This is a genomic window from Ruegeria sp. HKCCD7296 (assembly GCF_013110775.1).
Taxonomy (GTDB): Bacteria; Pseudomonadota; Alphaproteobacteria; order Rhodobacterales; family Rhodobacteraceae; genus Ruegeria.
Genome location: NZ_WVRF01000001.1, coordinates 474,698 through 500,815, shown reverse-complemented (window position 1 = coordinate 500,815; position 26,118 = coordinate 474,698). Strand labels below are relative to the sequence as shown.

Below are 26,118 nucleotides of genomic sequence, written 5' to 3'. Positions count from 1 at the left end.
TCAGACAGCACTTAGTAGCGGTAGTGTTCCGGCTTGTAGGGACCTTCCGGCTTCACGCCGATATAGGCGGCCTGATCGGCGTCCATCTGGGTCAGCTTCACGCCGATGCGGTCGAGGTGCAGGCGAGCCACTTTCTCATCCAGATGCTTGGGCAGGATGTAGACCTCGTTTTGGTACTGGTCGCCTTTGGTGAACAGCTCGATCTGCGCCAGAACCTGGTTGGTGAAGGATGCCGACATCACGAACGAGGGGTGCCCGGTGGCGTTGCCGAGGTTCAGCAGACGGCCTTCGGACAGCAGGATGATGCGGTTGCCCGAGGGCATCTCGATCATATCCACCTGTTCCTTGATGTTGGTCCATTTGTGGTTCTTCAGGCTGGCGACCTGGATTTCGTTGTCGAAGTGACCAATGTTGCCAACGATGGCCATGTCTTTCATCGCACGCATATGCTCGATGCGGATCACATCCTTGTTGCCGGTGGTGGTGATAAAGATATCCGCGCTGGCAACTTCGTCTTCCAACAGGGTGACTTCGAAGCCGTCCATAGCGGCCTGAAGGGCGCAGATCGGGTCCACTTCGGTCACTTTCACACGGGCACCGGCGCCGCGCAGCGAAGCGGCCGAGCCTTTGCCCACGTCGCCATAACCACAAACCACGGCAACCTTACCGGCCATCATGGTGTCGGTGGCGCGGCGAATGCCATCGACCAGCGATTCCTTACAGCCGTATTTGTTGTCAAATTTCGACTTGGTGACCGAGTCGTTCACGTTGATCGCCGGGAACGGCAGGTGGCCGTCTTTCACCAGCTGATACAGGCGGTTCACACCAGTCGTGGTTTCCTCGGACACACCCTGAATTTGGTCGCGCATCTTGGTGAACCAACCCGGCGATGCTTCCATGCGTTTAGCGATCTGCTTCTTGATCACTTCTTCCTCTTCCGAGCCCGGGACCGGGATGATGTCCTCACCCGCTTCGGCGCGAGCGCCCAGCAGGATATACAGCGTCGCGTCGCCGCCATCGTCCAGGATCATGTTCGGGCCGTCTCCGAACAGGAAGGACTTGTCCAGATAATCCCAATGCTCTTCCAGCGTCTGACCCTTGATGGCGAAGACCGGAACACCGGCTTCGGCAATCGCTGCCGCTGCGTGGTCTTGGGTTGAGAAAATATTGCATGACGCCCAGCGCACATCCGCACCCAGTGCGACCAGTGTTTCGATCAGTACACCCGTCTGGATGGTCATGTGCAGCGATCCAACGATGCGCGCACCCTTGAGCGGCTTGCTTTCACCGTATTCCGCGCGCAGGGACATCAGGCCCGGCATTTCGGTTTCGGCAATGTCCAATTCCTTACGGCCGAACCCGGCCAGTGAAATGTCCTTAACGATATAGTCCCCGGCCATCAGGCGCTCCATTTTCCGGTTAATCTTAGTCCCGGCTGCCCTAGCATTCCTTGGGGCAGGAGGCAATGTAGACGACTTCCAACCAAAAGATGTAAGTCTTTGTCAGCTTGGGATTCCTTCAATTTTTAACTTTGGTATCGCTTCAAAAAAATCAGTGCCAACGGCAACAATGCAACTGATTCCATTCGCATTGGTGACCAAAACGGTATAGCTACCAGTTTCCTTAGAGGTCCAAACCTCCATCACCGAATGCGCCCCGCGTGTCTTTTGCAGACCACCAAAGGCCAATTCCTCGGCGTAGTTTTCCTGCAATTTGGCGATAATATCGTCGCGCTCAGCGCAATTCTTGGCAAAGGCCGGTGGGGCTGTGGCAGCCATTCCAAAAGTCAGTGCAAGGGCGAACAAACGCTTGAACATGGCAAACTCCTTTCGTTTCGCGTTTCGCTTGTGAGAGGAGCACACCGGGAGAAGCGTGTGCCCCCCTCGGTTTTTATGTCGGGATCGGATGATGTTGTTTCAAAGCACGAATGCTCAAGAAAACGTTGGCAGCAAGTGATCCTGACAGGTAAATCATACCACAAAATACGATTTTTATGTGTCCGACTTCACAAGGCATGGCAAAATGGCAACACAACCCCGAGCATGGCAGAGGATGCTGTCAGGCCGCAGGCTGGACCTTTTGGACCCAACCCCGGTAGATATCGAGATCGAAGATATTGCGCATGGATTGGCCTTTGTCGCCCGTTGGAACGGCCAGACGAACGGCGACTTTGCCTATTCCGTGGCCGAACATTCCCTGCTGGTCGAAGAAATTTTTGGCCGGATTGCCCTAAATGCACCGATAAAATGGCGGCTGGCGGCGCTGTTACATGACGCACCGGAATATGTGATCGGCGACATGATCTCACCCGTCAAATCCGCTGTTGGCCCCGACTATGGCGCGCTGGATGATCGGTTGGCGGCCGCCATTCATATCCGGTTCGGTCTGCCCGCCGAGGTGCCGAAGACCGTAAAACGTCAAATCAAGAAGGCCGACAAGATCAGTGCCTGGATGGAGGCAACCCAAATCGCTGGGTTTTCCGAGGCCGAGGCAACGAAGTTCTTTGGCCGCCCGGATCGGGCGGTGATGGAGGGGTTGCAGATTACGCTGAGACCTCCGATTGAGGTGCGGCAAGCCTATACCGCGCGGCATGAAGACCTGCTTGCACAGCTATAATCAGCAATCCGAACGACGAAAAGTAATGGTGCAGGCAGTTTAATGCCAGTCAAATTAGCCGTGGCTGGACTGTCTTTCTTTTAGTTTGGGTCGCGGTCTTTGTCGCAATACCAGAATATCTTACCGCGGGCTGCGTTTCGCCAAAATCCGCTGCAAAGTCCGGCGGTGCATGTTCAACCGTCGAGCGGTTTCAGAGACATTCCGGTCGCACAACTCGTAGACCCGCTGGATATGTTCCCACCGCACGCGATCCGCGCTCATGGGGTTTTCAGGGGGCGGAGGCAGTTCGTCGCCCTTGGCCAGCAGCGCGTTTGTGATGTCAGTCGCGTCGGCAGGTTTTGAAAGGTAGTCCGTCGCGCCGATTTTCACAGCGGCCACGGCGGTGGCGATGGCGCCATACCCGGTCAGGACCACAACCCGGCTATCGGGGCGCTTTTCGCGCAGCACTTCGACCACATCCAGCCCGTTGCCATCCTCGAGCCGAAGATCAACAACGGCATAAGCCGGAGGACGCGCGGTTGAAATCGCGCGTCCTGCTGCAACGGAACCCGCGGTTTCGACCTCAAAGCCACGCTTTTCCATGGCCTTGGCCAAACGTCTCAGAAACGGCTCGTCATCATCTACCAGAAGCAGGGATTTGTCAGGGCCGATATCAAGCTGAGAACTGTCTGCCATATTTGGGTCTTTCTGCTATTTCATGCCTTTGGCTTGGGTATGAGTAATAGCAGCGCGCGAACAAAGGTCAAACAACCTTGTTACGATGCGGCCTGATCCAGAAAGCACCCAACTTTGTCCGCCATCTGCTCGGCCGTGTCATCGCGCTTGAAAAACTCAAGAAAACCATGTTCGGGCGTGACCAGATAGGTAAAAGTGGAGTGATCGACAAGATAATACTCGTCGCTTTTGTCATGCGCCTTGTAATAGGTCTTGTAGGCCTTGCTGGCCGCCTTCACTTGCTCGGGCGAGCCGGTAAGCGCGATGGTCTTGCCGCCCAGATTAAAGGCATAGTCATCCACAACCTCTGGCGTGTCGCGTTCGGGGTCGATTGAAATGAACAGCGGCGTTGCGGAATAACCCCGTTCGGCCAGAATATCCACGGCCTCTGCATTGCGCGACATGTCGAAGGGGCAGACATCCGGGCAGAACGTATAGCCAAAATAAACCAGCGTAGGTTCGGTGATCACATCTGCGTCAGTGACAGTCTCACCCTTGCCATTAACCAGCTCAAAGGGCCCGCCGATGGCCGCCGCGCCTCCGGCGATCTGACTGGACCGGCATTGCGCGAACTGGTCATCAGAACCGCTACCACGCGTCAGAAGCCACATGGCCCCAAGGCCAATTGCCAACACAACAGCTGCAAGAATTGCGTATAGACGGGTCATTTCAGTTTTCCGGTTGCAAGGGGTTGTTGAACGTTTCGGCCGGGACACCTATCAAGATGATCAGCCTATGCAACAGGACATAAGGAACCAATGGCAGAATCCAACCAGACCTTTTGGCGCGGCCAGGAACGCAGCAGCTGGATTCGCCTGCGCACCCTTATCCTGTTGCGATGGGTGGCCATCATTGGCCAGTTCACAGCCATAACCGTTGCCCAGCAATATTATGATGTGCAACTGCAACTGGGCCTGTGTTATCTGGCCATCGGCATTTCCGTCATGGGCAACCTGACAGCCATCCTGTTGTTCCCACAAAACAAGCGCCTGACCGAGTTCGAAAACTTCTTAATGGTTCTTTTCGACCTGCTGCAACTGTCGATATTGCTGTATCTGACGGGGGGGTTGAACAACCCGTTTGCACTGCTTCTGTTAGGGCCGGTTACAATTTCCGCCAATGTTATGAGCACCCGATCAACCCTGATTGTTGGGGCCGTGGCGATTGTTCTGACAACCCTGCTGGCCGAGTTCCACCTGCCGCTACGCACCAGTCTGGGACTTGTTCTGGATATCCCGGATATTCTGCTGTTCGGAAACTGGGCCGCGATTGTCATCGCTATTGTGTTTATCGGCGCCTATTCCCACCGCGTCAGCTCGGAAGTTCAATCCATGTCCGAGGCATTGGCCGCAACGCATATGGCATTGGCGCGCGAACAGAAGCTTACCGATCTGGGTGGCGTTGTTGCGGCTGCCGCGCATGAGCTGGGGACACCTTTGGCAACAATCAAACTGACCAGCGCGGAACTGATCGAAGAACTGGACGATCACCCGGACTTGAAGGAAGACGCCGCATTGATCCGCGAGCAGGCCGATCGGTGCCGCGATATTCTGCGGGATATGGGCCGAGCCGGCAAAGACGACCTTCATTTGCGACAGGCGCCACTGTCAACCGTGGTGAACGAGGCGGCCGAGCCACATGTGGGGCGCGGAAAAGAGGTTCATTTCTCGGAAGGACCGGCGTTGGACGGCGATGTGCAGCAGCCGTCAATCCTGCGAAAACCCGAAATCATTCACGGGTTGCGCAACCTGATCCAGAATGCAGTGGATTTTGCCCGAGCCAATGTCTGGGTCGAGGCCGAGTGGACCGACACAGTGATCACAGTCAGCATCATGGACGACGGTCGAGGGTATCCTTCACACATGATCGGACGCATCGGTGATCCTTTTATGAGGCGCAGGCGCGCTGACGCCGACAAGAAAGCCCGGCCTGAATACGAAGGCATGGGCCTTGGCCTGTTCATCGCCAAAACCTTATTGGAGCGCAGCGGTGCCGAGTTGGAATTCGCCAACGGCGCGGACCCTTATCAAAACCTGACTGACGACCCGGCGCGCAAGGGGGCTATTGTCAAAGTGTCGTGGCCCCGCAAACTGATCGACGCGCAAAAAGGTGACACACCCGTCCCTTCGGGTTTGAACGAACGTATCCAGGTGTAAGTTAAGAGACCGTTAACCAAACACACCCATAGTCAGACCGGGTTGGGATCTGCTTTGGGGAATACGATGGCCGATTCGATCATTCTGGCCGCAATCAGCATCGTCTCGGGCTGTTTTGCCGTTCTGTGGCTTGTGCCGCGCCGGGCGTACAGGGATCAGTCGTATGGGCTGTTTTCGACTACCTTTCTGTTCGATGCGGTGTTTCTGTTCGAGGGAGAACGGCTGATCAGCCATTCCGACATTGCGCTTGCGGGTTTCGAACACGTGAGAAACTGGCCAGATTTGCGCCGATTGCTGCAAAGGGATTTCCCGACTTTTCCGGAATCTCCGGATACCGTGCGAGACAGTGGGTATGTTGTGGTCTCTCCAATCGACTGCACGGTTGAACGTGATGTTCTGTGCGAGTGGATTGACGGAATTGTCCGCGTTCGGCTACGTGAATCTACCGAGAAAAAGCCCGAAGTGTCAGGTGCTCTGAACAACCCGACGCGGCTGGCCATGGATCAAGCCCCATACCCTGTGTGGCTGTTGGATCAAAACAATCGGGTGCAATGGTGCAACGCCGCCTATGTTTCGCTTGTCCGAAAAACGCGAGATCAGGACACCGATCTGACCGTCCCCCTGTTTCCCTCTGCCCCTGAAGAACGATCCGTCGGAAGAACCAGAGTTTCGGTCGGTGTTTCAGGCAGCAGCAACAAGCTTTGGTTCGACCTGACCCAGATTGAGCAGGAGCCCGGCCACCTTTGTTATGCCGTAGACATCAACGCAATAGTCGAAGCGGAAACCGCACAGCGTAAATTCGTTCAGACCATGACCAAGACCTTTGCTCAACTTTCGATCGGTTTGGCCATCTTTGATCGCAATCGGCAGCTTGCACTTTTTAACCCCGCTTTGATCGACCTGACCACTCTTCCACCCGATTTCCTGAGCTGCCGTCCTAGCTTAAGCAGCTTTTTTGACCGCTTGCGGGATCAACATATGATGCCGGAACCCAAAAACTATCGCAGTTGGCGGCGACAGATGAATGATCTTCTCGAAGCGGCAGAAGACGGAAACTATCACGAGACATGGTCGCTTCCATCGGGATCGGTTTATTCCGTCAGCGGTCGACCCCACCCGGACGGAGCAGTGGCGTTTTTGTTCGAGGATATTACCGCCGAAATCACCCTGACGCGCCGCTTTCGGTCTGAAATGGATCTTATGCAATCCATTTTCGACAAGCTTGCAGATGCAATTGCCGTTTTTGCCGACGACGGTACCCTCGCTTTTACAAATTATGCTTATCAAAAGCTTTGGGGTGGCACGGAAGAGACCGGGTTTCAGACGGACACAGCCACAGACGTAATGCGGCGCTGGCAGGATCAGTGTTTCGCGACCCCGATCTTGGGTGAAATCCGGGATTTTGTCGAAACACGCGACGACCGGGCTGAATGGTCAGCTGACATTCAATTAAAATCCGGCATCCTTGTGGAATGCACAATCATTCCGGTTCACAATGGCGCGACAATCGTGCGGTTTTCGGCTACTAAAACCCCGGCAAAAATCCCTCTGATCGAGCAGATCAGCGCCTGAACCGGGTTGCAGCCTGTCGGGCGCAAGGTCATTGTGGCGCCATGACGAAGCTGCCCCGATCCCTAACGTTCCAGTCCCCCGAAGAAACAGCCAATTTCGCCGTGCATCTTGGTGCAAACTTGCGATCGGGCGATGTTGTGTTGTTGGAAGGTGAGATCGGCAGCGGAAAGACCCATTTTGCGCGCGCGCTTATTCAGTCGCTCATGTCCGAGCCCGAAGATGTCCCTTCGCCCACGTTTACTTTGGTGCAGGTCTACGATACGCCGATTGGCGAAATCTGGCACAGCGACCTCTATCGTTTGAGTGCAGTAGACGAGGTTGAGGAACTGGGCCTGATTGACGCTTTCGAAACTGCTATCTGCCTTGTCGAGTGGCCTGACAAACTTGGTCCACTTACCCCAGGTGCCGCTTTGAAACTGACCTTCAAAACAGACCCTAACACTGAAGATTTGCGCCATTTGACCCTGTCATGGAATGATCCGAAATGGACGAAAAAACTGGAGACCTTTGGATGACAAACAGGACGGTCCTCGCCGAAGCCCTGATTGCTCAAACCCAGTGGGCCAACGCCAACCGTGCACCGCTGGCGGGCGACGCTTCGGACCGCCGCTACGAACGGCTGACCGACCAGGCCAGTGGACACACGGCTGTTTTGATGGATGCACCTCCTGAAAAATGCGAGGATGTCGAGGACTTTGTGCGTATCGGGAATTACCTGCGTTCAGTTGGTCTGAACGCGCCTGAGATCTACGCAGAAGATGCGCAATACGGTTTTCTGTTGCTGGAAGATTTGGGTGACGATCTTTTTAGCCGAGTGCTGGCAAAGGATCCTTCGAAGGAACGTGTTTTGTATGAAGCGGCAACAGACGTTTTGCTGCACCTGCATCAAGCGCCGTCTTTGTCTTTGACATCCTTTGACCCGCCGCTGATGACCGAGCTGTGCACGCTGGCCTTTACAAGTTACGCGGCCGGAATTGTGGGGTCTTACGACGCACGTGCACTAAGCCGGTTTGAACACCGTTTCGCGGATGTTCTGCACCGCGAAACATCAGGTGCGAAAGTGGTCGCGCTCAGGGACTATCACGCGGAAAATCTGATTTGGCTCCCGGATCGCGACGGGCTAAAGCGCGTTGGCCTGCTGGACTTCCAATCAGCCGTTCTGGCCCATCCCGCCTATGATCTGGTCTCCCTGCTGCAAGACATTCGCCGCAAGGTCTCTCCCGGAGTTGAGATGCAGATGATCAACCGGTATATCGCGGCCTCTGGCATGGACGATCACGATTTTCGCACGGCCTACAGCGTGCTGGGCGCACAACGGAACCTGCGCATTTTAGGTGTGTTCGCACGCCTTGCCGCGGATTTTGGTAAACCGCACTACGTGGACATGATACCAGCGGTCTGGGATCATCTGATGCGCGATCTGGATCATCCGGCCCTGGTGTCGATCGCACCGTTGCTGCACGAGGCTTTGCCCAGCCCATCCCCTGAAAACCTGAACAAGCTGAGGGCGCAATGACCGGTTCACCCTTTGGCGTGATGCTGTTTGCAGCAGGGTTTGGCACGCGCATGGGCGCTTTGACCAAGGACCGTCCCAAGCCGTTGATTAACGTATCTGGGCGCCCTCTGATTGATCACGCGCTGGATCTTGCGCACGAACTTAACCCTGTGCGCATCGTGGCGAACGTGCATTACCACGCCGATCAGCTGTATGCGCATCTCAACCCCAAAGGGGTAATGATCTCACGCGAAGAACCAGAGATTCTGGAAACCGGCGGCGGATTAAGGGCCGCCCTACCCTTGTTGGGCACCGACCCGGTTTTCACGCTGAACACCGATGCCATCTGGTCGGGCCCAAACCCTCTGACCCTGTTGCAAAAAGCGTGGGATCCGACCCGTATGGATGCGCTTTTGATGTGTATTCCAATCGCCCAATCCATTGGTCACACGGGAGACGGAGATTTCTCGGTCGACGCGGACGGTCGCATCACACGCGGTCCCGGTTTGGTCTATGGGGGGGCGCAAATTGTCAAAACGGATGGATTACAAAGGTTTGCGCAACCCGCTTTTTCGCTGAACCTGCTTTGGAACCAGATGCAAGATCAAGGCCGCCTGTTTGCAGCCGAGTATCCGGGGCGTTGGTGTGATGTTGGACGACCCGAGGGTATCGCCCTGGCCGAAGGTCTGTTGGCTGATGTTTGAACCCAGCGCCCTGCCCCGCGTCTTTGCTGTGCCACCAGGCACGGATTTCCCAAAAGCATTGGTCGATGGCCTGCGGCAACGCTGCTCTGGCCCGCCGGAAGCCTTGGCACGGGTGGAACTGGTGTTGAATACGCGGCGTATGGAACGGCGCGTCCGCGATTTGTTCAATCAAGGTCCACCGTGCCTGCTGCCACGTCTGTCGCTGGTCACCGATTTGGGGGAAAGCGTTGATTTGGCAAAGATTCCCCCTGCCATTCCACCGCTTCGACGACGTCTGGAACTCACGCAGTTGGTGGCCAAACTGTTGGAGCAGCAACCGGATTTAGCGGCGCGCTCCTCGGTCTTCGACCTCTCTGACAGCCTGGCCGCGCTGATTGACGAAATGCAGGGTGAAGGTGTGTCGCCCGAGGCCATTCGGCAGTTGGATGTCAGCGACATGTCGGGGCATTGGGCACGAGCGCAGGCTTTCATCAGCATTGCGGATCACTTCATTGACACCAGTGCAGAGGCGATGGATGCGCAAGCTCGCCAGCGCCGCGTTGTCGAAAACCTGATCGCGCGCTGGCAGGAGAATCCTCCGCACCATCCGGTCATTCTGGCGGGCTCCACCGGGTCGCGTGGAACAACGCTTATGTTGATGGAGGCCATCGCGCGTCTGCCACAAGGGGCGCTGGTTCTGCCGGGCTATGATTTCGACCAACCCGATAGTGTATGGCAGGGGCTGGACGACGCGCTGACGTCGGAAGATCACCCACAATACCGGTTCCGCAAACTCATGCGCGCGTTGGAACTAGTGCCTGATCAAATTGCAGTATGGACTGATCTGTCCTCCCCCTCTCCTGCTCGCAACCGTTTGGTTTCACTTGCTTTGCGCCCAGCGCCGGTAACAGACGCCTGGATGACCGAAGGGCCAAAACTTACCAATTTGGGGGCCGCAACCAAGAACCTGACCCTGGTCGAGGCGCAATCGCCCAGAGCGGAGGCTTTGGCCATCGCCTTGCGCTTGCGACAAGCTGCTGAAACCGGACAAACCGCCGCTTTGATCACGCCGGATCGCATGTTGACCCGTCAGGTCAGCGCCGCACTGGATCGGTGGAATATCCTGCCGGATGACAGTGCGGGCTTGCCTCTGCAACTCTCGCCGCCCGGTCGTTTTCTGCGCCATGTGGCCAACCTGTTCACGCGCCGCCTTGAAGGCGAGGCGTTGCTGACGCTGCTGAAACACCCGCTGTGCCATGACGGGGGTGAGCGCGGCGCTCATCTATTGCATACCCGTGATCTGGAACTGGACGTTCGCCGCCATGGCCCGCCATTCCCCGACAGTATCAGCCTGACGGCATTTGCGATCCGCAAAGAAGCGCCGGAAAGCTGGGTCAAATGGGTCGTACATCACTTTTGCGACCAGCACATCAGCGGCGAGCTGCATCTGTCCGACTGGGTAGACCGACTGACAACAATGGCCGAAGCGATCTCGGCTGGTAGTACAGGTGTAACCGGCACGCTTTGGGACAAAAACGCAGGTCAAAAGGCGCTGGCGGTTGTGAACTCTCTCAAAGATGAAGCGCAGCATGGTGGCCCGATGACGGCCCATGATTTTGCCGATCTTCTGGGCGCGCTTTTGGCCAGCGAAGAGGTTCGTGATCGCGATGCCCCGCACCCGCATATCATGATCTGGGGTACGCTTGAGGCGCGGGTGCAGGGTGCCGACCTGCTGATTCTGGGCGGGCTGAATGAAGGAAGCTGGCCCGAGGCCCCGACGCCAGATCCGTGGCTCAACCGTCAGATGCGCGACAAGGCCGGATTGCTGCTGCCTGAACGCCGGATCGGTCTGTCGGCGCATGATTTCCAACAAGCCATCGCCGCGCCCGAGGTCTGGCTGACCCGCGCGATCCGCTCGGATGACGCGGAAACGGTGCCGTCACGGTGGTTGAATCGGCTGACAAACCTGTTGCAAGGGTTGCCGGAGCAGGGTGGTCGCAACGCTCTGGAAGGAATGCGTGCGCGTGGTCAGCACTGGCTGAACTGGTCGGAAGCTTTGGAAGAAGCGCCGCGCATTGAACCCGCGTCTCGCCCCTCGCCACGGCCACCCGCCGCCGCGCGCCCGCGTCGCCTGTCTGTGACCGAAATCAAGCGGCTGATCCGCGATCCATACGCGATCTATGCCAGACACGTGCTGCGCCTGAAACCACTCGATCCGCTTGTACAGGCCCCTGACGCCTTGCTGCGTGGGATCGTGATCCATGAAATCCTTGAGCATTTCGTTAAAGACAGCGTTCTCGACAGCGCTTTGCTGACACGTGAGAATTTCCTCAAACGGGCGCACAGCCTTCTGGAACAGCATGTGGCCTGGCCCACCGCCCGCAAACTCTGGCTGGCCCGGTTGGAACGGATCGCAGACGACTTCCTAGGCGCTGAACTAACGCGCCGAGGTGACGGCGGGCCAATTGCGTTTGAGGCGGCCATGAAGCTGGTGCTGGATCCAGTGGATTTTACCATAGTCGGACGTGCGGACCGGATCGATCACAATGGCCGGGGCGCGTTGCGGATCATCGATTACAAAACCGGCGCGCCGCCCACGGAAAGTCAGCAATGCAAATTCGACAAACAACTGTTGATCGAGGCGGCCATGGCTGAGCAGGGCGGGATTGAAGGCATTGACCCAATTGATGTAGCCGAAGCCATCTTCATCGGCATGGGCGGCAGTTACAAAGAGGTCTCCGCACCCTTGGTCAAAGAGCCGACCGATAAAGTTATTGCTGAGCTGAAAGAGCTAATTTCGGCTTATTTAGAGCCTGATCAGGGGTTTTCATCCCGTCGGATGCTGCACAAGGATACGGATATCGGTGACTATGATCATCTGGCGCGGTTCGGCGAATGGGACCGTACTGCTGAAACCTGCCCCGAGGACCTGAAATGAGCCCGCGCAACGATGCAACCGAACGGCAAGTGCAGGCCGCGCGCCCCGACGCCTCGACCTGGCTAGCGGCCAACGCGGGGTCCGGCAAAACGCGGGTTCTGACCGACCGCGTGGCGCGGTTGCTGTTGGGTGGGGTTCAACCTCAACACATCTTGTGCCTGACCTATACCAAGGCGGCAGCAAGCGAGATGCAGAACAGATTGTTCAAGCGCCTTGGTGAGTGGGCAATGCTGGAAAACGCTGCTCTTTTGGAGCAACTGACCGATCTAGGCGTGCCTGGCGACATCGACTCGGACAGATTGGCGCAAGCGCGCACATTGTTTGCCCGCGCCATCGAAACGCCGGGCGGTTTGAAAATCCAGACCATTCACTCGTTCTGCGCTTCGTTGCTGCGGCGCTTCCCGCTGGAGGCCGGGGTCAGCCCTCAGTTCTCCGAAATGGAAGACCGTGCAGCCGCCCTGTTGCGGGAAGAGATCGTCGAGGATTTCGCAGAAGGTCCGCAAGCCGGGCTGATTGAAGATGTGGCGCGGTTCGTGACCGATACGGGCTTTGACAAATTGACAGCTGCGATCACGCACAGGCGCAGTCTGTTTGCCCAGCCATTGGGCTGGTCCGATCTGTTGAAACGGTTCGATCTGCCGGAAGGCTTTGACGAAACGGCCCTGGCCGAGCGGGTGTTTCTGGGCGGCGAAGTCGAGTTGATCCAGTCCATGCTGCCCGCATTGACAGAAAGCGGCGTCAACGATGGCAAGGCAGCGGCGAAGCTAGCCGGGTTCACTGAGGCCCGATTGGCATATCTGCCTATTCTGGAAGGCGTGTTGCTGACCGGAAAAGGCGCAAAAGAGCCTTTCACCGCCAAGATCAATGGGTTTCCGACCAAACCCCTGCGTGAGGGCGAACTGGCCGACCGGATGCCGCAATTGGAATCCTTCATGCTGCGGGTCGAGGCCGCGCGCGAACAGCGTCTAGCCTTGGTCGCGGCCCAAAAAACCGCTGTCCTGCACCGCTTTGCCGCAGCCTACCTGCCAGAGTACGAACGGCGCAAGCAGTTGCGGGGCTGGCTGGATTTCGATGACCTCATCCTGCGCGCGCGGAAAGTGCTGAATGACCCGGCGGTGGCCGAATGGGTTCTGTATCGCTTGGACGGCGGCATCGACCATATTCTGGTGGACGAAGCACAAGACACCAGCCCAGACCAATGGGACGTGGTCGAAAAACTGGCTCAGGAATTCACCAGTGGGGAAGGGGCCCGATCCGGGGTTGAACGCACGATTTTTGTCGTGGGCGACAAGAAACAGTCGATCTATTCCTTTCAGGGCGCAGACCCGCAGGCGTTTGACAGAATGCAGGAAGAGTTTGGCCGGAAACTGGCTGAATCAGACTCTAAACTGTGGGATATGACGCTGGAATATTCGTTCCGCTCCTCCAGCGCGATCCTGTCCTTGGTCGATATTCTATTTGAAAACCGGATCGAGGCAGGGTTTCACAAGGACAGCCAGCACCGTGCTTTCAAAGCTGACCTGCCGGGCCGGGTTGATCTTTGGCCAGTTGTGGAGAAGGTCGAAGAGGCCGAGGAGGGCGACTGGACCGATCCGGTGGATCGCCCTGGCGCGCGGCACCATACTGTCATTCTGGCCGAACAGGTTGCACAGTCGATCAAGGCCATGATCGAACGGGGTGAAACGATCCCTGAAGATGGCAAGAACGGCAAGTTCGAAAGGCGAAAGGTGAAGCCGGGGGATTTCCTGATCCTCGTACAGCGCCGCTCGGATCTTTTTGCCGAAATCATCCGCGCCTGCAAATCCGCCGGTCTGCCCATCGCCGGGGCCGACCGGCTTAAGGTGGGTGCTGAACTGGCGGTCAAAGACCTCGCCGCGTTGCTGAGCTTTCTGGCCACGCCCGAAGACAGCCTGTCGCTGGCAACGGTTCTGAAATCCCCTTTGTTCGGATGGTCTGAACAACAGCTTTTCGATCTGGCGCACCGGCGAAAGGAGCAATTCCTCTGGGCCGCGCTGCGCAACCGGGCTGAGGAGTTTCCCGAAACGCTTGCCATTTTGAACGATTTGCGCAGTCAGATCGACTTTTTGCGCCCCTATGACCTGATCGAGCGCATTCTGACCCGCCATGACGGGCGGCGCAAATTGCTAGGCCGTCTGGGGGCCGAAGCTGAAGACGGCATCAACGCCTTGTTGTCCCAGGCGTTGGCCTATGAGCGCACCGATATCCCCAGCTTGACTGGGTTTTTGGTCTGGATGCAGACCGACGATCTGGAAATCAAACGGCAGATGAGCGGTGTGGGCAACATGATCCGGGTGATGACCGTGCATGGCTCAAAAGGACTTGAGGCTCCAATCGTGATCCTGCCGGATACCGCCAAACGCCAAGCACCGCGCGATGCCGAGATCATGGTGACCGAAGGCATTCCGCTGTGGAAAGTGTCGGCAGATGCATCGCCCAAACTGATCGCACAGGCGCGGGAACAGGCGCGTACGCGTGAGGAAGATGAACGGCTCCGGCTGCTATATGTGGCTCTAACACGGGCCGAAAAGCGGTTGATCGTGGCCGCAGCCGGCGAATTGGGGAAAGACGGCAACAGCTGGTATCAAATGGTCGAGGCCGCGATGGAGAGGGCCGGAGCCGCGCAGCTGCCGGGTTCCGACATTCGCCGACTGTCTCATGGGGATTGGGATGCGCTGCCTTTGGTCGATCAACCGCAAATGACGACTGAACGATCCGAGTTACCAGACATATTTCTGCATCCGGCACCTGACCCCATTGAACCCACAAGCACGCTCAGCCCTTCGGATCTGGGGGGGGTCAAAGCGCTACCCGGTGAAGCTGGTTTGGATGAAGACGCTGCGAAACTGCGTGGAACACGTATTCACCTGTTGCTGGAGCACTTGCCGATAGCTGAACCGGAGATTTGGCCCGAACTTTGCGCACGGCTTCTACCGGATATGCAAGACACAGACCGGCAAGAGCTTTTGGCCGAAGCCACCCAGGTTCTGACGGCAGAATCGCTAAGGAATATTTTTGCACCTGAAACTCTGGCCGAAGTTCCAGTAACCGCAGATTTGAATGGGCAGCGTATGCATGGGGTCATCGACCGGCTCATCGTTTCGGATACGGACGTACAAGTGATTGACTTCAAAACAAATGTAACTGTTCCAATTCGCGTTGAAGACTGCCCTGAGGGCCTGTTACGTCAAATGGGGGCTTATGCGCAGGCGCTTGCTCAGATCTACCCCGGCCGGAACATCCGAACCGCTATTTTGTGGACCCGGACAGCAAACCTCATGTGGTTGCCACACGATCTTGTGACGGATGCACTGACCCGAACCCGGATACCTTGACCTTACCCGGCGCGACACCTACGTTCTGTTTCCGAGTTTACCCCATTCAGGAGACAGAATATGTCGACCGTAGCCGTTACTGACGACACCTTTGACGCCGAAGTCAAAAACTCGACCGTTCCCGTGGTCGTGGACTTCTGGGCAGAATGGTGCGGTCCCTGTAAGCAAATTGGCCCGGCGCTGGAAGAACTGGCCGCCGAGTATGGTGACAAGGTGAAAATCGCCAAGGTCGATGTGGACAGCAACCCGAACTCTGCCGCCGCAATGGGCGTGCGCGGTATTCCGGCGCTGTTCATCTTTAAGGATGGCCAGGTTGTTTCAAACCGCGCAGGTGCGGCCCCTAAGGCTGCACTGCAAAGCTGGATCGACGAATCCATCTGATCTGGTTCTAGCAGAACGTTCCAAAGGCGCCTCAGATCGGGGCGCCTTTTTTGTTGCAAACATCGGAGAAACCAATGGCAAAAACGCGGGTGCTTGTAGAATTCGGCATGGGTACATCCCTGCGCCGAATGGACTATACAGAGGCGTCGTTGCGGGCGATCAAGGATGCGCTGTGGCACAACTCGGTCAACATGGCCGAACTGTTCGGGTTTCCAAAAGAGGCAATGATCATCGATGCCGAAATCGGGGTGCAGCAACCGGATCAGGTGGACACTGATGCGCTAAAGGCGGTCTTTCCATATGGCCAGCCGAACATCACCGTCACAAAAGGCGGGCTGGATATAGAGAAACCCCATAGCGACGGACATACGGTCATCGCAAATGCCGCACTGATTGTTTCTTTTGATATGGAGCCCGCACAATGACCGAAAAACGCATTATTCTGGAAATGGGAACAGGCAACGACCTATACGGTCAGGACTATACCAAAGCGGCCCGTCGCGCGGTGCAGGATGCGTTGCATCATTCATCAATCACATTGTTTTCCAAGCTGGGCATTGATCATTCTCAGATGCGGGTCGGCGTGACCATCGGCGTCCAAGAGCCCGATCAGGTGGATTGTGATCTGGTTGCTGCCGATCTGCCGCGGGGCCGCGCCGAAGTGCGCGCGGTCAAGGGCGGTCTGGACGTAGCAGACAGCGACGCTGGAACACACCACGTGATTGCGACCGCAGCGGTCGAAGCATTCCTGCCCGACTTGTCAGGGAAATTCGTGCAAAGCTGACAAAGAAAAAGCCGCTCGGGGTTCCGGGCGGCTGTTCCAATTCGGTAATCCAGACGAAGGATCAGAGATTTGCGATGCTTTCGCGGGTCAGACCGATGTCTTCCAGCTGTGCGTCGCTGAGCTCCGACAGAAGGTTCCGTGTTTTGCGTGCGTCGTTCCATTTCGCAACAGATTTGACGACGTTTGAGAACGCGTCCGCCACGTGCAGGATGGTAGCTGCTCCGAGCGGCGCATGAATGTTAGCTGTGGTTGCCATGTGCGCAGTCCTTAGATGTGAAACAGCCGACCCGTTGTCGGTTGTAAGCCTCATGTAGTCCCGCGCGCTTGGACTCACAATTGCTGGTCTGGTAACCCCGGATTGCATTTTCTGCATATCTTTTGGGCACTTTAAGAACGGGTTGCGCCAACACCTTACCCGGCCCATATATACCGCCAGCGAAAACGGAGACGATCATGGCAGATAACGACTTTCCCGGTTGGCACGGCACGACGATCATTGGCGTCAAAAAGAACGGTCAGGTTGTCATAGCCGGTGATGGTCAGGTCAGCCTTGGTCAGACCGTGATCAAGGGAACGGCCCGCAAAGTGCGCCGTTTGTCGCCCGGCGGATTCGAGGTTGTGGCGGGTTTTGCCGGATCGACCGCAGATGCTTTCACACTGCTGGAACGTTTGGAAGCCAAGCTTGAGGCCACACCCGGCCAATTGGCGCGCGCCTCGGTCGAACTGGCCAAGGACTGGCGCACTGACAAATACCTGCAAAAGCTTGAGGCGATGCTGATTGTCACTGATGGCAAGGATCTGCTGGTCATCACCGGGGCAGGGGACGTGCTGGAGCCTGAGCACAACGTGGCCGCCATCGGATCGGGCGGGAACTTTGCACTCGCCGCGGCCCGCGCAATGATGGACGGCGACAAAGACGCCGAGCAAGTGGCGCGTGAAGCGATGGCGATTGCCGCCGATATCTGCGTCTATACAAATGGTAACCTGACGGTCGAGACGATAGCTTCATGAGTGCGGTTCTCGCAGCCATATTCGGCGGCCTAATCGGAGGTATTATCGGGCCAATTGTCCTAGAGGAATATCGGAGCAGGAAGCACAACAAGGAATGGAAAGAGCCTCGCAAAGAGCTCCTGAAATCCATGTTGAAGGACTCGAAGTACAAGTTCAAATCTTTGGAAAGGCTCAGCAGGACGATTGGCTGCACCGAGGATGAAACACGCTCGTTGTTGATTGAGTTGGGTGCTCGGGGCACCGTTTTGAGGAAATCAAAGAAAGAAGGTTGGGCGCTGATCGAAAGAGCGCCGTTACCAGAGAGCCAACGCAAACTGGACGAAGAAGAGATCGAGGAAGATCAAGAGTAATAGCTTTCTTCGCTTTAACTCAGCCGCGGGTCGCCTGTCAGGTTAACAGCGCCTTGATCTCTTTCCCTTTCCAGCGACGGTGCATTCCGATCAGCCCGAAAATCGCGACAATGACAACGATGTAGTAAGGCACACGGATGTCGATGCTCATCAACCCGCCGCCGATCAGGGACATGATGCCTCCGGCCAGACAGAAGACGGCGGTGGTCACGCCCATGACCCAGCCTTGGTCCGTCTCACTAACGCTGGAGGAAAACAGACCCAGCATGGTCGGGTAGGCAACGCCGAACAGGAAGTAGAAGAAGAAGACCGGCACATAGCTGAGCACACCATTAGGACTGAATGCAAAGGCAAGTCCACAGATCACCATTACTATGAGAGACGTGTAGATGATCTGGTGTTTGCTGAATCGCTCTTGCGCGGGTTTGACGAGGAAGGTGCTTGAGAACGCCAGCGCAAAGCCAATCACCACCATCGCCATACTGCCGCCAATCACACCATAGCCGAAAGCACTGGTCAGGAAGTTGTCGACAAAGACATAGAACGTCACGTTGGCGATCATGAAGAATGCGTAGACCGGCAGGATTTTAAGAACCATCGGATGGCCACGCACGGCAATTAGGCTGTCGGTGATGTCACGTGGGCGAAAAACAAAGGGCTCACGCTCTGTCCGGGTGTCTTTGAAAAAGGTCATCACAAGAAATATCGCAATCAGCACCAGAACAAATGCGCCATAGAACGGGGTCTTAAGTGTCGCGTAGCTGCCCAGCAGAGCGGCGTCGGACAGAACCGCCCCGATGATCGGGCCGCCCACAAGGCCAAAGCTGACGCCAGTCACGATATAACCCATGTTGCGGTCGCGGTCGGCCGCATCGGTGCTGCCGTCAATCATAGCTGCCTGAGCGATGGGCTGGTTTCCGGCAGTGAAGCCGGTGACCGACCGCCCGACGATCAGCAGCAGCAGGCTGTTCATGTACAGCGCCGCGATGGTTAGGGCGTAACCGACCAACGCTCCGCCCAGACAAACAAGAAGTGCATTCTTGCGCCCAATGGAGTCCGAGACTTTCGAAACATAAACGACCCCCAGAAACCAGGACAGAAAGAAGCACCCGATCACCAGACCATAGTAGAAATGGCGCCGCCCCACGGGCGTGCCATCCGGCAGGAAGCCTGATTTCGTCTCCATGATGAGCGAGTTGATGATAGGAAAAACCAAGCCTTGACCGATCAGGTCGACAAAAACCACGAACAACAAGGTGATCTTGGCAATCTTGGTCATGAAAACGCCCCCGGTTCCAATGGCTTGGGGCGATTGTAACAGACAGCTGCTCTGTTACCTAACGATGTGTCAGAGGCCGGATGGGTCGGCCTCTGAGCGATGTAGCTACTTCAGTGACGCGACGCCCAGCGGCACACCGGCGACCTCGCACCAGATGTACACTTCGTTGTAGCCAGACACATCCATTGTGGGCGGCACAGCATAGGATTGCTTGCCGGTCAGGTGCAGTAGCGCACCCAGTTTGCTGTCCGGGGCATAAGTTCCGTCTTTACCAAAAGCGACGCGAGGATCAGGGCCGTTGTCCAGCGAGAAGTCGTCACCCAGTTCGACGATGTACCGATCACCGTCTTTGACCAGCTTCACGGAACCGGTTGTGATGTGGTTCGATCGGCCTTCGAACGATCCTTTCTTTTTGGCACCGCCAGCCACAGCAGCGGTGGTGCCGGCCAGTGTCAGGGCCGCGCCCGTGGCAGCAGCTTTCACAAAAAGCGAACGACGAGTCATCATGATTTGGTATCTCCACTGATGTATCCAGGCTGAATTGCCCGTCGCAATAACTATGCAGCACGCGAAACGCCTCTGGCGATTCACATCGTCACGAATTTCCGTGTGGCACCTGTGAGTTGGCGTGAGTTTTCCGTGATCAGCTTGTGTTTTCGTGTCTTATGATTAGGTTCCGTCTCGAAACAACCGGATTGAATACACATGACCGACCTGACCCCGCGCGAGATCGTCTCGGAACTGGACCGCTTCATTATCGGCCAGAAGGATGCCAAACGAGCGGTGGCCGTTGCCCTGCGCAACCGGTGGCGGCGTAAGCAGCTGGCTGATGATATCCGGGACGAGGTCTATCCCAAGAATATCCTGATGATTGGCCCCACCGGCGTTGGCAAGACCGAGATCAGCCGTCGTCTGGCCAAACTGGCCCGTGCGCCCTTTATCAAGGTCGAGGCCACAAAGTTCACCGAGGTAGGGTACGTTGGTCGCGACGTAGAACAGATCGTACGCGATCTGGCGGATGCAGCGATTGTCCAAACCCGCGAATACATGCGTGAAGACGTCAAGGCGCGCGCGCATCAGGCCGCAGAAGATCGCGTGATTGCCGCGATTGCGGGCGAAGACGCCCGCGAAGGCACGCGTGAGATGTTCCGCAAAAAACTGAAAGCCGGGGAGCTGGACGACACAGTGATCGAGCTGGAATTATCAGATACCTCAAACCCGATGCCTATGTTTGACATTCCAGGGCAGCCGGGCGGTCAGATGGGCATGATGAATCTGGGTGACATTTTCGGCAAGGCGTTTGGCGGGCGCACTGTCAAAAAACGCATGACCGTCGCCGAAAGCTATGATGCTTTGATCGGGGAAGAGGCCGACAAGCTACTGGATGACGAAACCGTCAATCGGATCGCTATGGAATCGGTCGAACAGAATGGCATCGTGTTTCTGGATGAAATCGACAAGGTCTGCGCCCGCTCGGACGCACGCGGCGGCGATGTCAGCCGCGAGGGCGTACAACGTGACCTGCTGCCTCTGATCGAAGGTACCACCGTCAGCACCAAGCACGGTCCGGTGAAAACCGACCATATCCTGTTCATTGCGTCTGGTGCATTCCACATCGCCAAACCTTCGGATCTGCTGCCGGAATTGCAAGGACGTCTGCCGATCCGTGTGGAACTGCGCGCCCTGACAGAAGAAGACTTTGTGCGCATTCTGACCGAAACCGACAACGCGCTGACCCGGCAATACACCGCCCTGATGGGGACCGAAGAAGTCACGGTCAGCTTTACCGATGACGGGATTGCGGCGCTGGCGAAGATTGCTGCGGATGTAAACCAAAGCGTTGAAAACATTGGCGCACGGCGGCTTTATACGGTGATGGAGCGGGTTTTTGAGGACCTGTCTTTCGCAGCACCGGACAAGGCTGGCACAGAAATTACTGTGGATAACCAGTTTGTCAGCGACAATCTAGGTGAATTGACCAAATCAACCGACCTCAGCCGTTACGTTTTGTAACGGTACAGGCCGGTTTTTGCCGCTGTTTTCGGTCGGCCCCGCTGGACGTTGGTCGAGAATCCGCTAGCGTATGCTCGATTCACCCCGAGGGCTGGCCCGTGCTGCGCTATTTCATCATTTTACTCGTATCCCTTTCACTCAGCGCCTGCGTTGACCGGACGGTGTCCGAGATTGTGCCTAATGCGGTGAATATCGGCACACCTGAAACCATCTTCGCCAGCACGACCCGTGCACGTGAAGCCGACGGCTCTTATGGGTTTCGTCGTGGCGAGGCGCTCAAGTTTCTGGAAACCACGGTTTCGATTCCGCCAACGCATACCCCGGGCACGCTCAAATTTTCATATGCAAACCCGAATCCGCAGAAAGAATTTGTTTTGGCGGATGTGACAGAGTTGGACGGGCCAAAAGGGTTGCGCGAACACCTGCGCGGGCAGGACGACGTCACGATTTTTGTGCACGGCTACAACTCGACCCAGACTGAAACGATCTTTCGTGCCGCCCAGCTGACGCATGACATTGGTCTTCCGGGATCGACGCTGGTGTATTCATGGCCAAGCCGCGCCACCGGCTATGGGTACGCCTATGACCTGGACAGCATGTTGTTTGCGCGCGACGGTTTGGAACAGACCATCCGCGAGTTAAAATCCATGGGTGTGAAGCGCGTTATTCTGGTTGCTCATTCCATGGGTGGGGCCTTGTCGATGGAAATGATGCGGCAAGCTGAACTGCAGGAACCCGGATGGGCCAATCGAAACATCGAGGGCGTCGTGCTTATCTCACCTGATCTGGATCTTGATCTGTTCCGTTCGCAAATGAAACGGATCGACAATCCACCCGATCCATTCCTTGTGATGGTTTCCCAGAAAGACAAAATCCTGAACATCTCGGCCCGACTGCGCGGCACGGATGAGGGCGAAAGGCTTGGAAACATCAGCTCGGTTGAGACGCTCGAGGAGTTCCCGATCAGCGTGATTGATACAACCGCGTTTAACAGCGATGCGACATCATCGCACTTCGTTGCGGCGACGTCTCCGGCATTGCTGTCGATCCTCAACTCATTGAGGCGCGTCAACAATACCTTTGGGCGCGAGGACCGCCCAGCAATCGATATTCTGGTGCCGCCCAGCGAGCGTAACCCTGATGGCGCAACGGAAATTGTGCTAACTGAAACAGGACAGGCACAGGTGAATACTCCGTGACGCAATTTAGCCTGCGCCGCTTTCTCATCGACAACGCGGCGTGGCTGGGCGCGGGTGTATTGCTGACCTTCCTGTCCAGCTTTGGTCAGACCTTCTTTATCTCGGTTTTTGCAGGTGAAATCCGCGCCGCTTTCGGGCTTAGCCACGGCGCGTGGGGTGGGTTGTATTCTTTGGGTACGCTCGTGTCAGCGGTAGTAATGATATGGGCAGGCGGCCTGACAGATGTTTTTCGTGTCCGCGTATTGGGGCCTGTTGTGCTGCTTGGGTTGGCATTGGCAGCGTTGGCCATGGCAATGAACAGCTGGGTTGTGTTGTTGCCGGCGGCAATCTTCCTTCTGCGCCTGTTTGGACAAGGTATGAGCACCCATCTCGCGATGGTCGCGATGGCGCGATGGTTTATCGCGACACGAGGCAAAGCGCTTTCTATTGCGTCCATCGGCTATGCACTCGGCGAAGCCTTACTGCCACTGATCTTTGTCACCGCCATGGTATTTCTGGACTGGCGATTGCTGTGGGGGGTCGCTGCCGTCATCACTCTGCTGGGCATCCCTGTTTTGACGCGCCTGCTTCGGGAAGAACGCACACCGCAGAGCCTGGCCAGTGCGTACTCAGCCACCGGGATGCACGGCCGTCACTGGACACGGCGCGATGCGCTAAGCCACCCATTGTTCTGGTTCATGACGCCAGCTGTTCTGGGTCCGTCGGCCTTTATTACGGCATTCTTCTTTCATCAGGTCCATTTGGCCGAGGTGAAAGGATGGGCCCATATCCAATTGGTCGCCCTGTTCCCGGTCTATACCGGGGTGTCGCTGCTTTCGATGTTTGCCGCCGGATGGGCCTTGGATAGATGGGGCACGGCGCGGATGATGCCCTACTACCAGTTGCCTCTAGCTCTTGGTTTTGTCGTTCTGGGCCTGTCGACCTCGGTCATGGGTGCTACGATCGGGCTGATCCTGTTGGCCCTGACCGTCGGGGCCAACAGCACCTTGCCCAGCGCCTTCTGGGCCGAGTTCTATGGCACCCGACACATCGGCGCGATCAAGGCGATGGCAACGGCCGTTATGGTCCTTGGATCAGCCATCGGACCGGGCTTGACCGGAGTGCTGATCGATTGGGGCGTTTCGGTGGACACTCAATTCCTTTGGATTGGCATCTTTTTCCTTTTGGTCAGTGCACTGGTCCACATAGGTGTCACCCGCGCGGTACGTACCCTTTAGCGAATACGCCGCAAGTAAACGTAATACGCCCCATCGCCGCCGTGGCTGATATGAGCAGGCGTGACCTGCATCACCGCTTGTGCCAATGGTGGGATGGACAGCCAATGAGGTACCTGGTTCCGCAGAACGCCGCGCGGTGTTGGGATCGGGCCAGGTTCGTCCCGGTCTTTGCCTTTCCCGGTCACGACCAGAACAAGCCGCTTTCCCTGTGCCTGCGCGGTCAAGACAAAACGGATCAGAGCGGGATGCGCGGTGTCGACCCGCATACCATGCAAATCAAGCTTGCCTTCGGGTTTCAGTTTACCTCGTTTCATCCGACCGAAAGCCTTGTTGTCCATCTGAACCGGCACTTTGCGCAGCGCATCTGTGACCGACGGCTTCAAATCGTTCGGCTTGGGCTTTGCCTGGTGGGCCTGACCAAGTTCAAACGCTTCAAACCGGGGTTTCGGCGTTTTCTTGGGCTTGGGTTTCGGCAAAGAGGTCGGATGAACCGTCTGCGGTATTTCCGGATGCATCCGCTCGGCCTGTTTGGCGACCTTGCGCCACAGCTCGATCTCTTCTGTCGTCAGTTTGCGCCGGGTCATCAGAACTCATCCGGCAATAGAGCATAGGCCCGCTGTATTGGTAACAGTACGACCATCCGACCCGGATCTTTTAACCTGCCGGCGGCTTGCCCGGCCTCGTCACCCGTTCCGAAAAAGATATCTGCCCGCTGGGCGCCCTTGATCGCGGCACCTGTGTCCTGCGCGATCATCAGGCGACGCATTGGGTTTTTGCCGTCTTTCTCAACCCAGACCGGAGCCCCCAACGGGGTATAGGTCGGATCTGCAGCTATGCTGCGCATCGTGGTAATTGACCGGTTCATCGCGCCCAGCGGCCCAAGTTCGGGCGCAACGCGCGAAACTTCGCGGAAGAACACATAGGATGGGTTGTGGAACAGCAGCTCGGCACCAGATTCTGGGTTCTTGCGCACCCATGCTCGGATCATCTGGGCGCTAACTTCATGCGCGCCCAAGACCCCGCGCCGCACCAACTCAACTCCTATAGATCTGTAGGGATGACCATTCGCACCGCCATAGCCAACGCGCAAAGCACCGCCATCGGGCAGCCGGACACGTCCAGACCCTTGAATCTGCAAGAAAAACAACTCAACTGGATCGTCCACCCAGGCAATCTCAAGACCGCGCCCTTGCATCACATCACCAGTCAGGATTTCCCGACGGCTGAGCCATGGCCCATCTCGCGCTTCGGGCGGCATCTTGTAAATAGGATATTTGAAGCGATCAGTTCGGCGGCGCGCACCATCGAGTTCGGGTTCAAAATACCCCGTGAACAGGGCTTCTTCGCCATCCTCGACCAAAACTGGGCGGAAGAAGAGCTCAAAAAATGCCTTTGCTGCATCCGTGTCATACGTCTCTGCCACAGCGCATAACGCGCGCCAGTCCGGGTCCTTCAGATCGCCGCAGGTGTTCAGAAAAACGGAAAGGGCTGCACCGTGGTCATCATCGGCCCAGCCCTGCAGATCGTCAAACGACAGAATGGATCGCGTTGCCTCGGCTCCGGCAGCGCTGGCAGCGGTCATTACACCCACCAGAAAAAGCGACCGGAGCGTTGCAATCATGCGTCCGTGGCAACAAGCAGCCAGTTCGGATCGTCCTTGCCCATCACACGAGCAAAGGTCCAGCTGTCCTTTTGGCGTTTCACGGTGTTGGGGTTGCCTTCGACAATATCACCGCCGCGATCCCGCACAACCGATGTCAGTTCACCCACGAATTTCATGGTGATCTCGGCTTCATTGGTATCCTTATCGAATTTAACATCCGACAGGGCGGTCTCTCGGACGCCGATGAATTCGGCTTCGATGGTCAGGCCTTGATCTTCGCGTGCGGCAACACCCGCAACGAAAGACTCAAATACCTCTTCCGACAGGAACGGCTGGATTTCGTCTAGGTTTCCCTTTTCGAACCCCATCACGATCATTTCATAAGCGCCACGCGCGCCGTGAACAAATTCACTGACCGAAAAGCCGGGCTCAACCCGTTTCATGGCGGCCAGGGTTTGCGCCTGTTCGCTGTCTTCAGCGACATGGTCAGTGATGTCATGATCCGGGCCGCCTTCGATCACCTCGAAATCGCGACGCGATTTGTGCGCTTCAGGCTGTTGCTGCAAAGGTGGTTTTTCAAAACCTTCACGCGTACCCAACACGCTTTTAAGGCGCAGGATCAGGAAAACGGCAATTCCGGCCAGGACCAGTAGCTGGATCATGGGTTCGTTCATTTCATCCTCTTTTCAGAACCGCGACTTTGTATACGCGGCCTCATGCTACTATGTAGGTGAGCGTGGGTGGCAAGTCCACA

The 26,118-nt window shown here is 56.7% G+C and carries 26 protein-coding genes; 16 read left to right on the top strand and 10 right to left on the bottom strand.

Going from position 1 to position 26,118, the window contains the following annotated elements; genetic code table 11:
* Positions 1 to 11 precede the first annotated feature (11 nt).
* On the bottom strand, positions 12 to 1,400 hold the full coding sequence (ahcY, locus tag GS632_RS02500) for an adenosylhomocysteinase (protein WP_171234607.1): 1,389 nt from the start codon (positions 1,398 to 1,400) through the stop codon (positions 12 to 14).
* 102 nt (positions 1,401 to 1,502) lie between these two features.
* Positions 1,503 to 1,817 carry a hypothetical protein gene (locus GS632_RS02495; RefSeq protein WP_171721546.1) on the bottom strand — a complete coding sequence of 105 codons (315 nt, stop codon included), beginning with the start codon at positions 1,815 to 1,817 and terminating at the stop codon, positions 1,503 to 1,505.
* A 205-nt stretch (positions 1,818 to 2,022) separates the two neighbouring features.
* Between GS632_RS02495 and GS632_RS02490 the strand changes: the two genes are divergently transcribed.
* On the top strand, positions 2,023 to 2,616 hold the full coding sequence (locus tag GS632_RS02490) for an HD domain-containing protein (RefSeq protein ID WP_171721547.1): 594 nt from the start codon (positions 2,023 to 2,025) through the stop codon (positions 2,614 to 2,616).
* A 120-nt stretch (positions 2,617 to 2,736) separates the two neighbouring features.
* Here GS632_RS02490 and GS632_RS02485 read toward each other — a convergent pair whose 3' ends face one another.
* Both GS632_RS02485 and GS632_RS02480 read right to left on the bottom strand, forming a co-directional pair.
* Positions 2,737 to 3,291, bottom strand: a complete 555-nt coding sequence (locus GS632_RS02485; RefSeq protein WP_050604676.1) for an ActR/PrrA/RegA family redox response regulator transcription factor — start codon at positions 3,289 to 3,291, stop codon at positions 2,737 to 2,739.
* Between the two features lie 80 nt (positions 3,292 to 3,371).
* Positions 3,372 to 3,998, bottom strand: coding sequence for an SCO family protein (locus GS632_RS02480; RefSeq protein ID WP_171178769.1), 627 nt, complete (start codon positions 3,996 to 3,998; stop codon positions 3,372 to 3,374).
* A gap of 90 nt (positions 3,999 to 4,088) precedes the next feature.
* On the opposite strand from GS632_RS02480, the gene regB reads away from it, so the two are divergent.
* From regB to GS632_RS02430, 10 genes are all read left to right on the top strand, one after another.
* The gene (gene regB, locus GS632_RS02475) at positions 4,089 to 5,486 is read left to right on the top strand and encodes a sensor histidine kinase RegB (protein WP_171178767.1); all 1,398 of its coding nucleotides are present in this window, start codon (positions 4,089 to 4,091) and stop codon (positions 5,484 to 5,486) included.
* 66 nt (positions 5,487 to 5,552) lie between these two features.
* Positions 5,553 to 7,058, top strand: coding sequence for a PAS-domain containing protein (locus tag GS632_RS02470; protein ID WP_171721548.1), 1,506 nt, complete (start codon positions 5,553 to 5,555; stop codon positions 7,056 to 7,058).
* A 41-nt stretch (positions 7,059 to 7,099) separates the two neighbouring features.
* Entirely contained in the window at positions 7,100 to 7,573 is a 474-nt protein-coding gene (gene tsaE, locus GS632_RS02465) for a tRNA (adenosine(37)-N6)-threonylcarbamoyltransferase complex ATPase subunit type 1 TsaE (RefSeq protein WP_171178749.1), read from the top strand.
* The gene (locus GS632_RS02460) at positions 7,570 to 8,574 is read left to right on the top strand and encodes an aminoglycoside phosphotransferase family protein (protein WP_171721549.1); all 1,005 of its coding nucleotides are present in this window, start codon (positions 7,570 to 7,572) and stop codon (positions 8,572 to 8,574) included. The genes tsaE and GS632_RS02460 overlap by 4 nt, the downstream gene beginning before the upstream one ends.
* On the top strand, positions 8,571 to 9,257 hold the full coding sequence (locus tag GS632_RS02455) for a nucleotidyltransferase family protein (RefSeq protein WP_171721550.1): 687 nt from the start codon (positions 8,571 to 8,573) through the stop codon (positions 9,255 to 9,257). The genes GS632_RS02460 and GS632_RS02455 overlap by 4 nt, the downstream gene beginning before the upstream one ends.
* Positions 9,250 to 12,174: a double-strand break repair protein AddB gene (gene addB / locus GS632_RS02450; RefSeq protein WP_171721551.1), complete on the top strand. Its 2,925-nt coding sequence runs from the start codon at positions 9,250 to 9,252 to the stop codon at positions 12,172 to 12,174. Before GS632_RS02455 ends, addB begins: the two co-directional genes overlap by 8 nt.
* Positions 12,171 to 15,527, top strand: coding sequence for a double-strand break repair helicase AddA (addA, locus tag GS632_RS02445; protein ID WP_171234615.1), 3,357 nt, complete (start codon positions 12,171 to 12,173; stop codon positions 15,525 to 15,527). The genes addB and addA overlap by 4 nt, the downstream gene beginning before the upstream one ends.
* A gap of 60 nt (positions 15,528 to 15,587) precedes the next feature.
* Positions 15,588 to 15,908 carry a thioredoxin gene (gene trxA / locus GS632_RS02440; RefSeq protein ID WP_152459632.1) on the top strand — a complete coding sequence of 107 codons (321 nt, stop codon included), beginning with the start codon at positions 15,588 to 15,590 and terminating at the stop codon, positions 15,906 to 15,908.
* Positions 15,909 to 15,982: 74 nt separating this feature from the next.
* Positions 15,983 to 16,333, top strand: a complete 351-nt coding sequence (locus GS632_RS02435) for a Lin0512 family protein (protein WP_171178731.1) — start codon at positions 15,983 to 15,985, stop codon at positions 16,331 to 16,333.
* Positions 16,330 to 16,692 (top strand): Lin0512 family protein, encoded by a 363-nt coding sequence (locus GS632_RS02430; RefSeq protein WP_171178729.1) that lies wholly within the window; start codon positions 16,330 to 16,332, stop codon positions 16,690 to 16,692. Before GS632_RS02435 ends, GS632_RS02430 begins: the two co-directional genes overlap by 4 nt.
* A gap of 61 nt (positions 16,693 to 16,753) precedes the next feature.
* On the opposite strand, the gene GS632_RS02425 is transcribed toward GS632_RS02430, so the two are convergent.
* The gene (locus tag GS632_RS02425; protein ID WP_171178727.1) at positions 16,754 to 16,948 is read right to left on the bottom strand and encodes a DUF1127 domain-containing protein; all 195 of its coding nucleotides are present in this window, start codon (positions 16,946 to 16,948) and stop codon (positions 16,754 to 16,756) included.
* A 197-nt stretch (positions 16,949 to 17,145) separates the two neighbouring features.
* On the opposite strand from GS632_RS02425, the gene hslV reads away from it, so the two are divergent.
* Together hslV and GS632_RS02415 are read left to right on the top strand one after the other, a co-directional pair.
* A complete protein-coding gene (gene hslV / locus GS632_RS02420; RefSeq protein ID WP_171620449.1) occupies positions 17,146 to 17,703 on the top strand; it encodes an ATP-dependent protease subunit HslV in 558 nt (185 codons plus the stop codon).
* The gene (locus GS632_RS02415; protein ID WP_171234621.1) at positions 17,700 to 18,053 is read left to right on the top strand and encodes a hypothetical protein; all 354 of its coding nucleotides are present in this window, start codon (positions 17,700 to 17,702) and stop codon (positions 18,051 to 18,053) included. The genes hslV and GS632_RS02415 overlap by 4 nt, the downstream gene beginning before the upstream one ends.
* A gap of 37 nt (positions 18,054 to 18,090) precedes the next feature.
* Here the strand turns inward: GS632_RS02415 and GS632_RS02410 are convergent, their stop codons facing one another.
* Together GS632_RS02410 and GS632_RS02405 are read right to left on the bottom strand one after the other, a co-directional pair.
* Positions 18,091 to 19,332, bottom strand: a complete 1,242-nt coding sequence (locus tag GS632_RS02410) for an MFS transporter (RefSeq protein ID WP_171721552.1) — start codon at positions 19,330 to 19,332, stop codon at positions 18,091 to 18,093.
* 105 nt (positions 19,333 to 19,437) lie between these two features.
* Entirely contained in the window at positions 19,438 to 19,839 is a 402-nt protein-coding gene (locus GS632_RS02405) for a DM13 domain-containing protein (RefSeq protein WP_171178718.1), read from the bottom strand.
* Positions 19,840 to 20,037: 198 nt separating this feature from the next.
* Between GS632_RS02405 and hslU the strand changes: the two genes are divergently transcribed.
* The 3 genes from hslU (at position 20,038) to GS632_RS02390 (ending at position 23,761) form a co-directional block, all read left to right on the top strand.
* Positions 20,038 to 21,345 (top strand): ATP-dependent protease ATPase subunit HslU, encoded by a 1,308-nt coding sequence (gene hslU, locus GS632_RS02400; RefSeq protein WP_171721553.1) that lies wholly within the window; start codon positions 20,038 to 20,040, stop codon positions 21,343 to 21,345.
* Positions 21,346 to 21,443: 98 nt separating this feature from the next.
* Entirely contained in the window at positions 21,444 to 22,544 is a 1,101-nt protein-coding gene (locus tag GS632_RS02395) for an alpha/beta fold hydrolase (RefSeq protein WP_171721554.1), read from the top strand.
* Positions 22,541 to 23,761 (top strand): MFS transporter, encoded by a 1,221-nt coding sequence (locus GS632_RS02390; RefSeq protein ID WP_171721555.1) that lies wholly within the window; start codon positions 22,541 to 22,543, stop codon positions 23,759 to 23,761. Before GS632_RS02395 ends, GS632_RS02390 begins: the two co-directional genes overlap by 4 nt.
* Here the strand turns inward: GS632_RS02390 and GS632_RS02385 are convergent.
* The 3 genes from GS632_RS02385 to GS632_RS02375 are packed head-to-tail and all read right to left on the bottom strand — an operon-like array spanning position 23,758 to position 26,038.
* The gene (locus GS632_RS02385; RefSeq protein ID WP_171237887.1) at positions 23,758 to 24,345 is read right to left on the bottom strand and encodes a Smr/MutS family protein; all 588 of its coding nucleotides are present in this window, start codon (positions 24,343 to 24,345) and stop codon (positions 23,758 to 23,760) included. The genes GS632_RS02390 and GS632_RS02385 overlap by 4 nt on opposite strands.
* On the bottom strand, positions 24,345 to 25,382 hold the full coding sequence (locus GS632_RS02380; RefSeq protein WP_171178708.1) for a murein transglycosylase A: 1,038 nt from the start codon (positions 25,380 to 25,382) through the stop codon (positions 24,345 to 24,347). Before GS632_RS02380 ends, GS632_RS02385 begins: the two co-directional genes overlap by 1 nt.
* Positions 25,379 to 26,038 carry a Tim44/TimA family putative adaptor protein gene (locus GS632_RS02375; protein WP_171178706.1) on the bottom strand — a complete coding sequence of 220 codons (660 nt, stop codon included), beginning with the start codon at positions 26,036 to 26,038 and terminating at the stop codon, positions 25,379 to 25,381. Before GS632_RS02375 ends, GS632_RS02380 begins: the two co-directional genes overlap by 4 nt.
* Positions 26,039 to 26,118: the final 80 nt, after the last annotated feature.

Coding starts and splice junctions, on each gene's coding strand:
- GS632_RS02480 (WP_171178769.1), bottom strand. CDS start 3,998: ATGACCCGTCTATACGCAATTCTTGCAGCTGTTGTGTTGGCAATTGGC.
- GS632_RS02470 (WP_171721548.1), top strand. CDS start 5,553: ATGGCCGATTCGATCATTCTGGCCGCAATCAGCATCGTCTCGGGCTGT.
- GS632_RS02490 (WP_171721547.1), top strand. CDS start 2,023: ATGGCAACACAACCCCGAGCATGGCAGAGGATGCTGTCAGGCCGCAGG.
- GS632_RS02435 (WP_171178731.1), top strand. CDS start 15,983: ATGGCAAAAACGCGGGTGCTTGTAGAATTCGGCATGGGTACATCCCTG.
- hslU (WP_171721553.1), top strand. CDS start 20,038: ATGACCGACCTGACCCCGCGCGAGATCGTCTCGGAACTGGACCGCTTC.
- GS632_RS02485 (WP_050604676.1), bottom strand. CDS start 3,291: ATGGCAGACAGTTCTCAGCTTGATATCGGCCCTGACAAATCCCTGCTT.
- GS632_RS02415 (WP_171234621.1), top strand. CDS start 17,700: ATGAGTGCGGTTCTCGCAGCCATATTCGGCGGCCTAATCGGAGGTATT.
- trxA (WP_152459632.1), top strand. CDS start 15,588: ATGTCGACCGTAGCCGTTACTGACGACACCTTTGACGCCGAAGTCAAA.
- ahcY (WP_171234607.1), bottom strand. CDS start 1,400: ATGGCCGGGGACTATATCGTTAAGGACATTTCACTGGCCGGGTTCGGC.
- GS632_RS02405 (WP_171178718.1), bottom strand. CDS start 19,839: ATGATGACTCGTCGTTCGCTTTTTGTGAAAGCTGCTGCCACGGGCGCG.
- GS632_RS02380 (WP_171178708.1), bottom strand. CDS start 25,382: ATGATTGCAACGCTCCGGTCGCTTTTTCTGGTGGGTGTAATGACCGCT.
- GS632_RS02495 (WP_171721546.1), bottom strand. CDS start 1,817: ATGTTCAAGCGTTTGTTCGCCCTTGCACTGACTTTTGGAATGGCTGCC.
- GS632_RS02425 (WP_171178727.1), bottom strand. CDS start 16,948: ATGGCAACCACAGCTAACATTCATGCGCCGCTCGGAGCAGCTACCATC.
- addB (WP_171721551.1), top strand. CDS start 9,250: ATGTTTGAACCCAGCGCCCTGCCCCGCGTCTTTGCTGTGCCACCAGGC.
- GS632_RS02455 (WP_171721550.1), top strand. CDS start 8,571: ATGACCGGTTCACCCTTTGGCGTGATGCTGTTTGCAGCAGGGTTTGGC.
- GS632_RS02460 (WP_171721549.1), top strand. CDS start 7,570: ATGACAAACAGGACGGTCCTCGCCGAAGCCCTGATTGCTCAAACCCAG.
- GS632_RS02385 (WP_171237887.1), bottom strand. CDS start 24,345: ATGACCCGGCGCAAACTGACGACAGAAGAGATCGAGCTGTGGCGCAAG.
- regB (WP_171178767.1), top strand. CDS start 4,089: ATGGCAGAATCCAACCAGACCTTTTGGCGCGGCCAGGAACGCAGCAGC.
- GS632_RS02410 (WP_171721552.1), bottom strand. CDS start 19,332: ATGACCAAGATTGCCAAGATCACCTTGTTGTTCGTGGTTTTTGTCGAC.
- addA (WP_171234615.1), top strand. CDS start 12,171: ATGAGCCCGCGCAACGATGCAACCGAACGGCAAGTGCAGGCCGCGCGC.
- GS632_RS02430 (WP_171178729.1), top strand. CDS start 16,330: ATGACCGAAAAACGCATTATTCTGGAAATGGGAACAGGCAACGACCTA.
- tsaE (WP_171178749.1), top strand. CDS start 7,100: ATGACGAAGCTGCCCCGATCCCTAACGTTCCAGTCCCCCGAAGAAACA.
- GS632_RS02375 (WP_171178706.1), bottom strand. CDS start 26,038: ATGAACGAACCCATGATCCAGCTACTGGTCCTGGCCGGAATTGCCGTT.
- hslV (WP_171620449.1), top strand. CDS start 17,146: ATGGCAGATAACGACTTTCCCGGTTGGCACGGCACGACGATCATTGGC.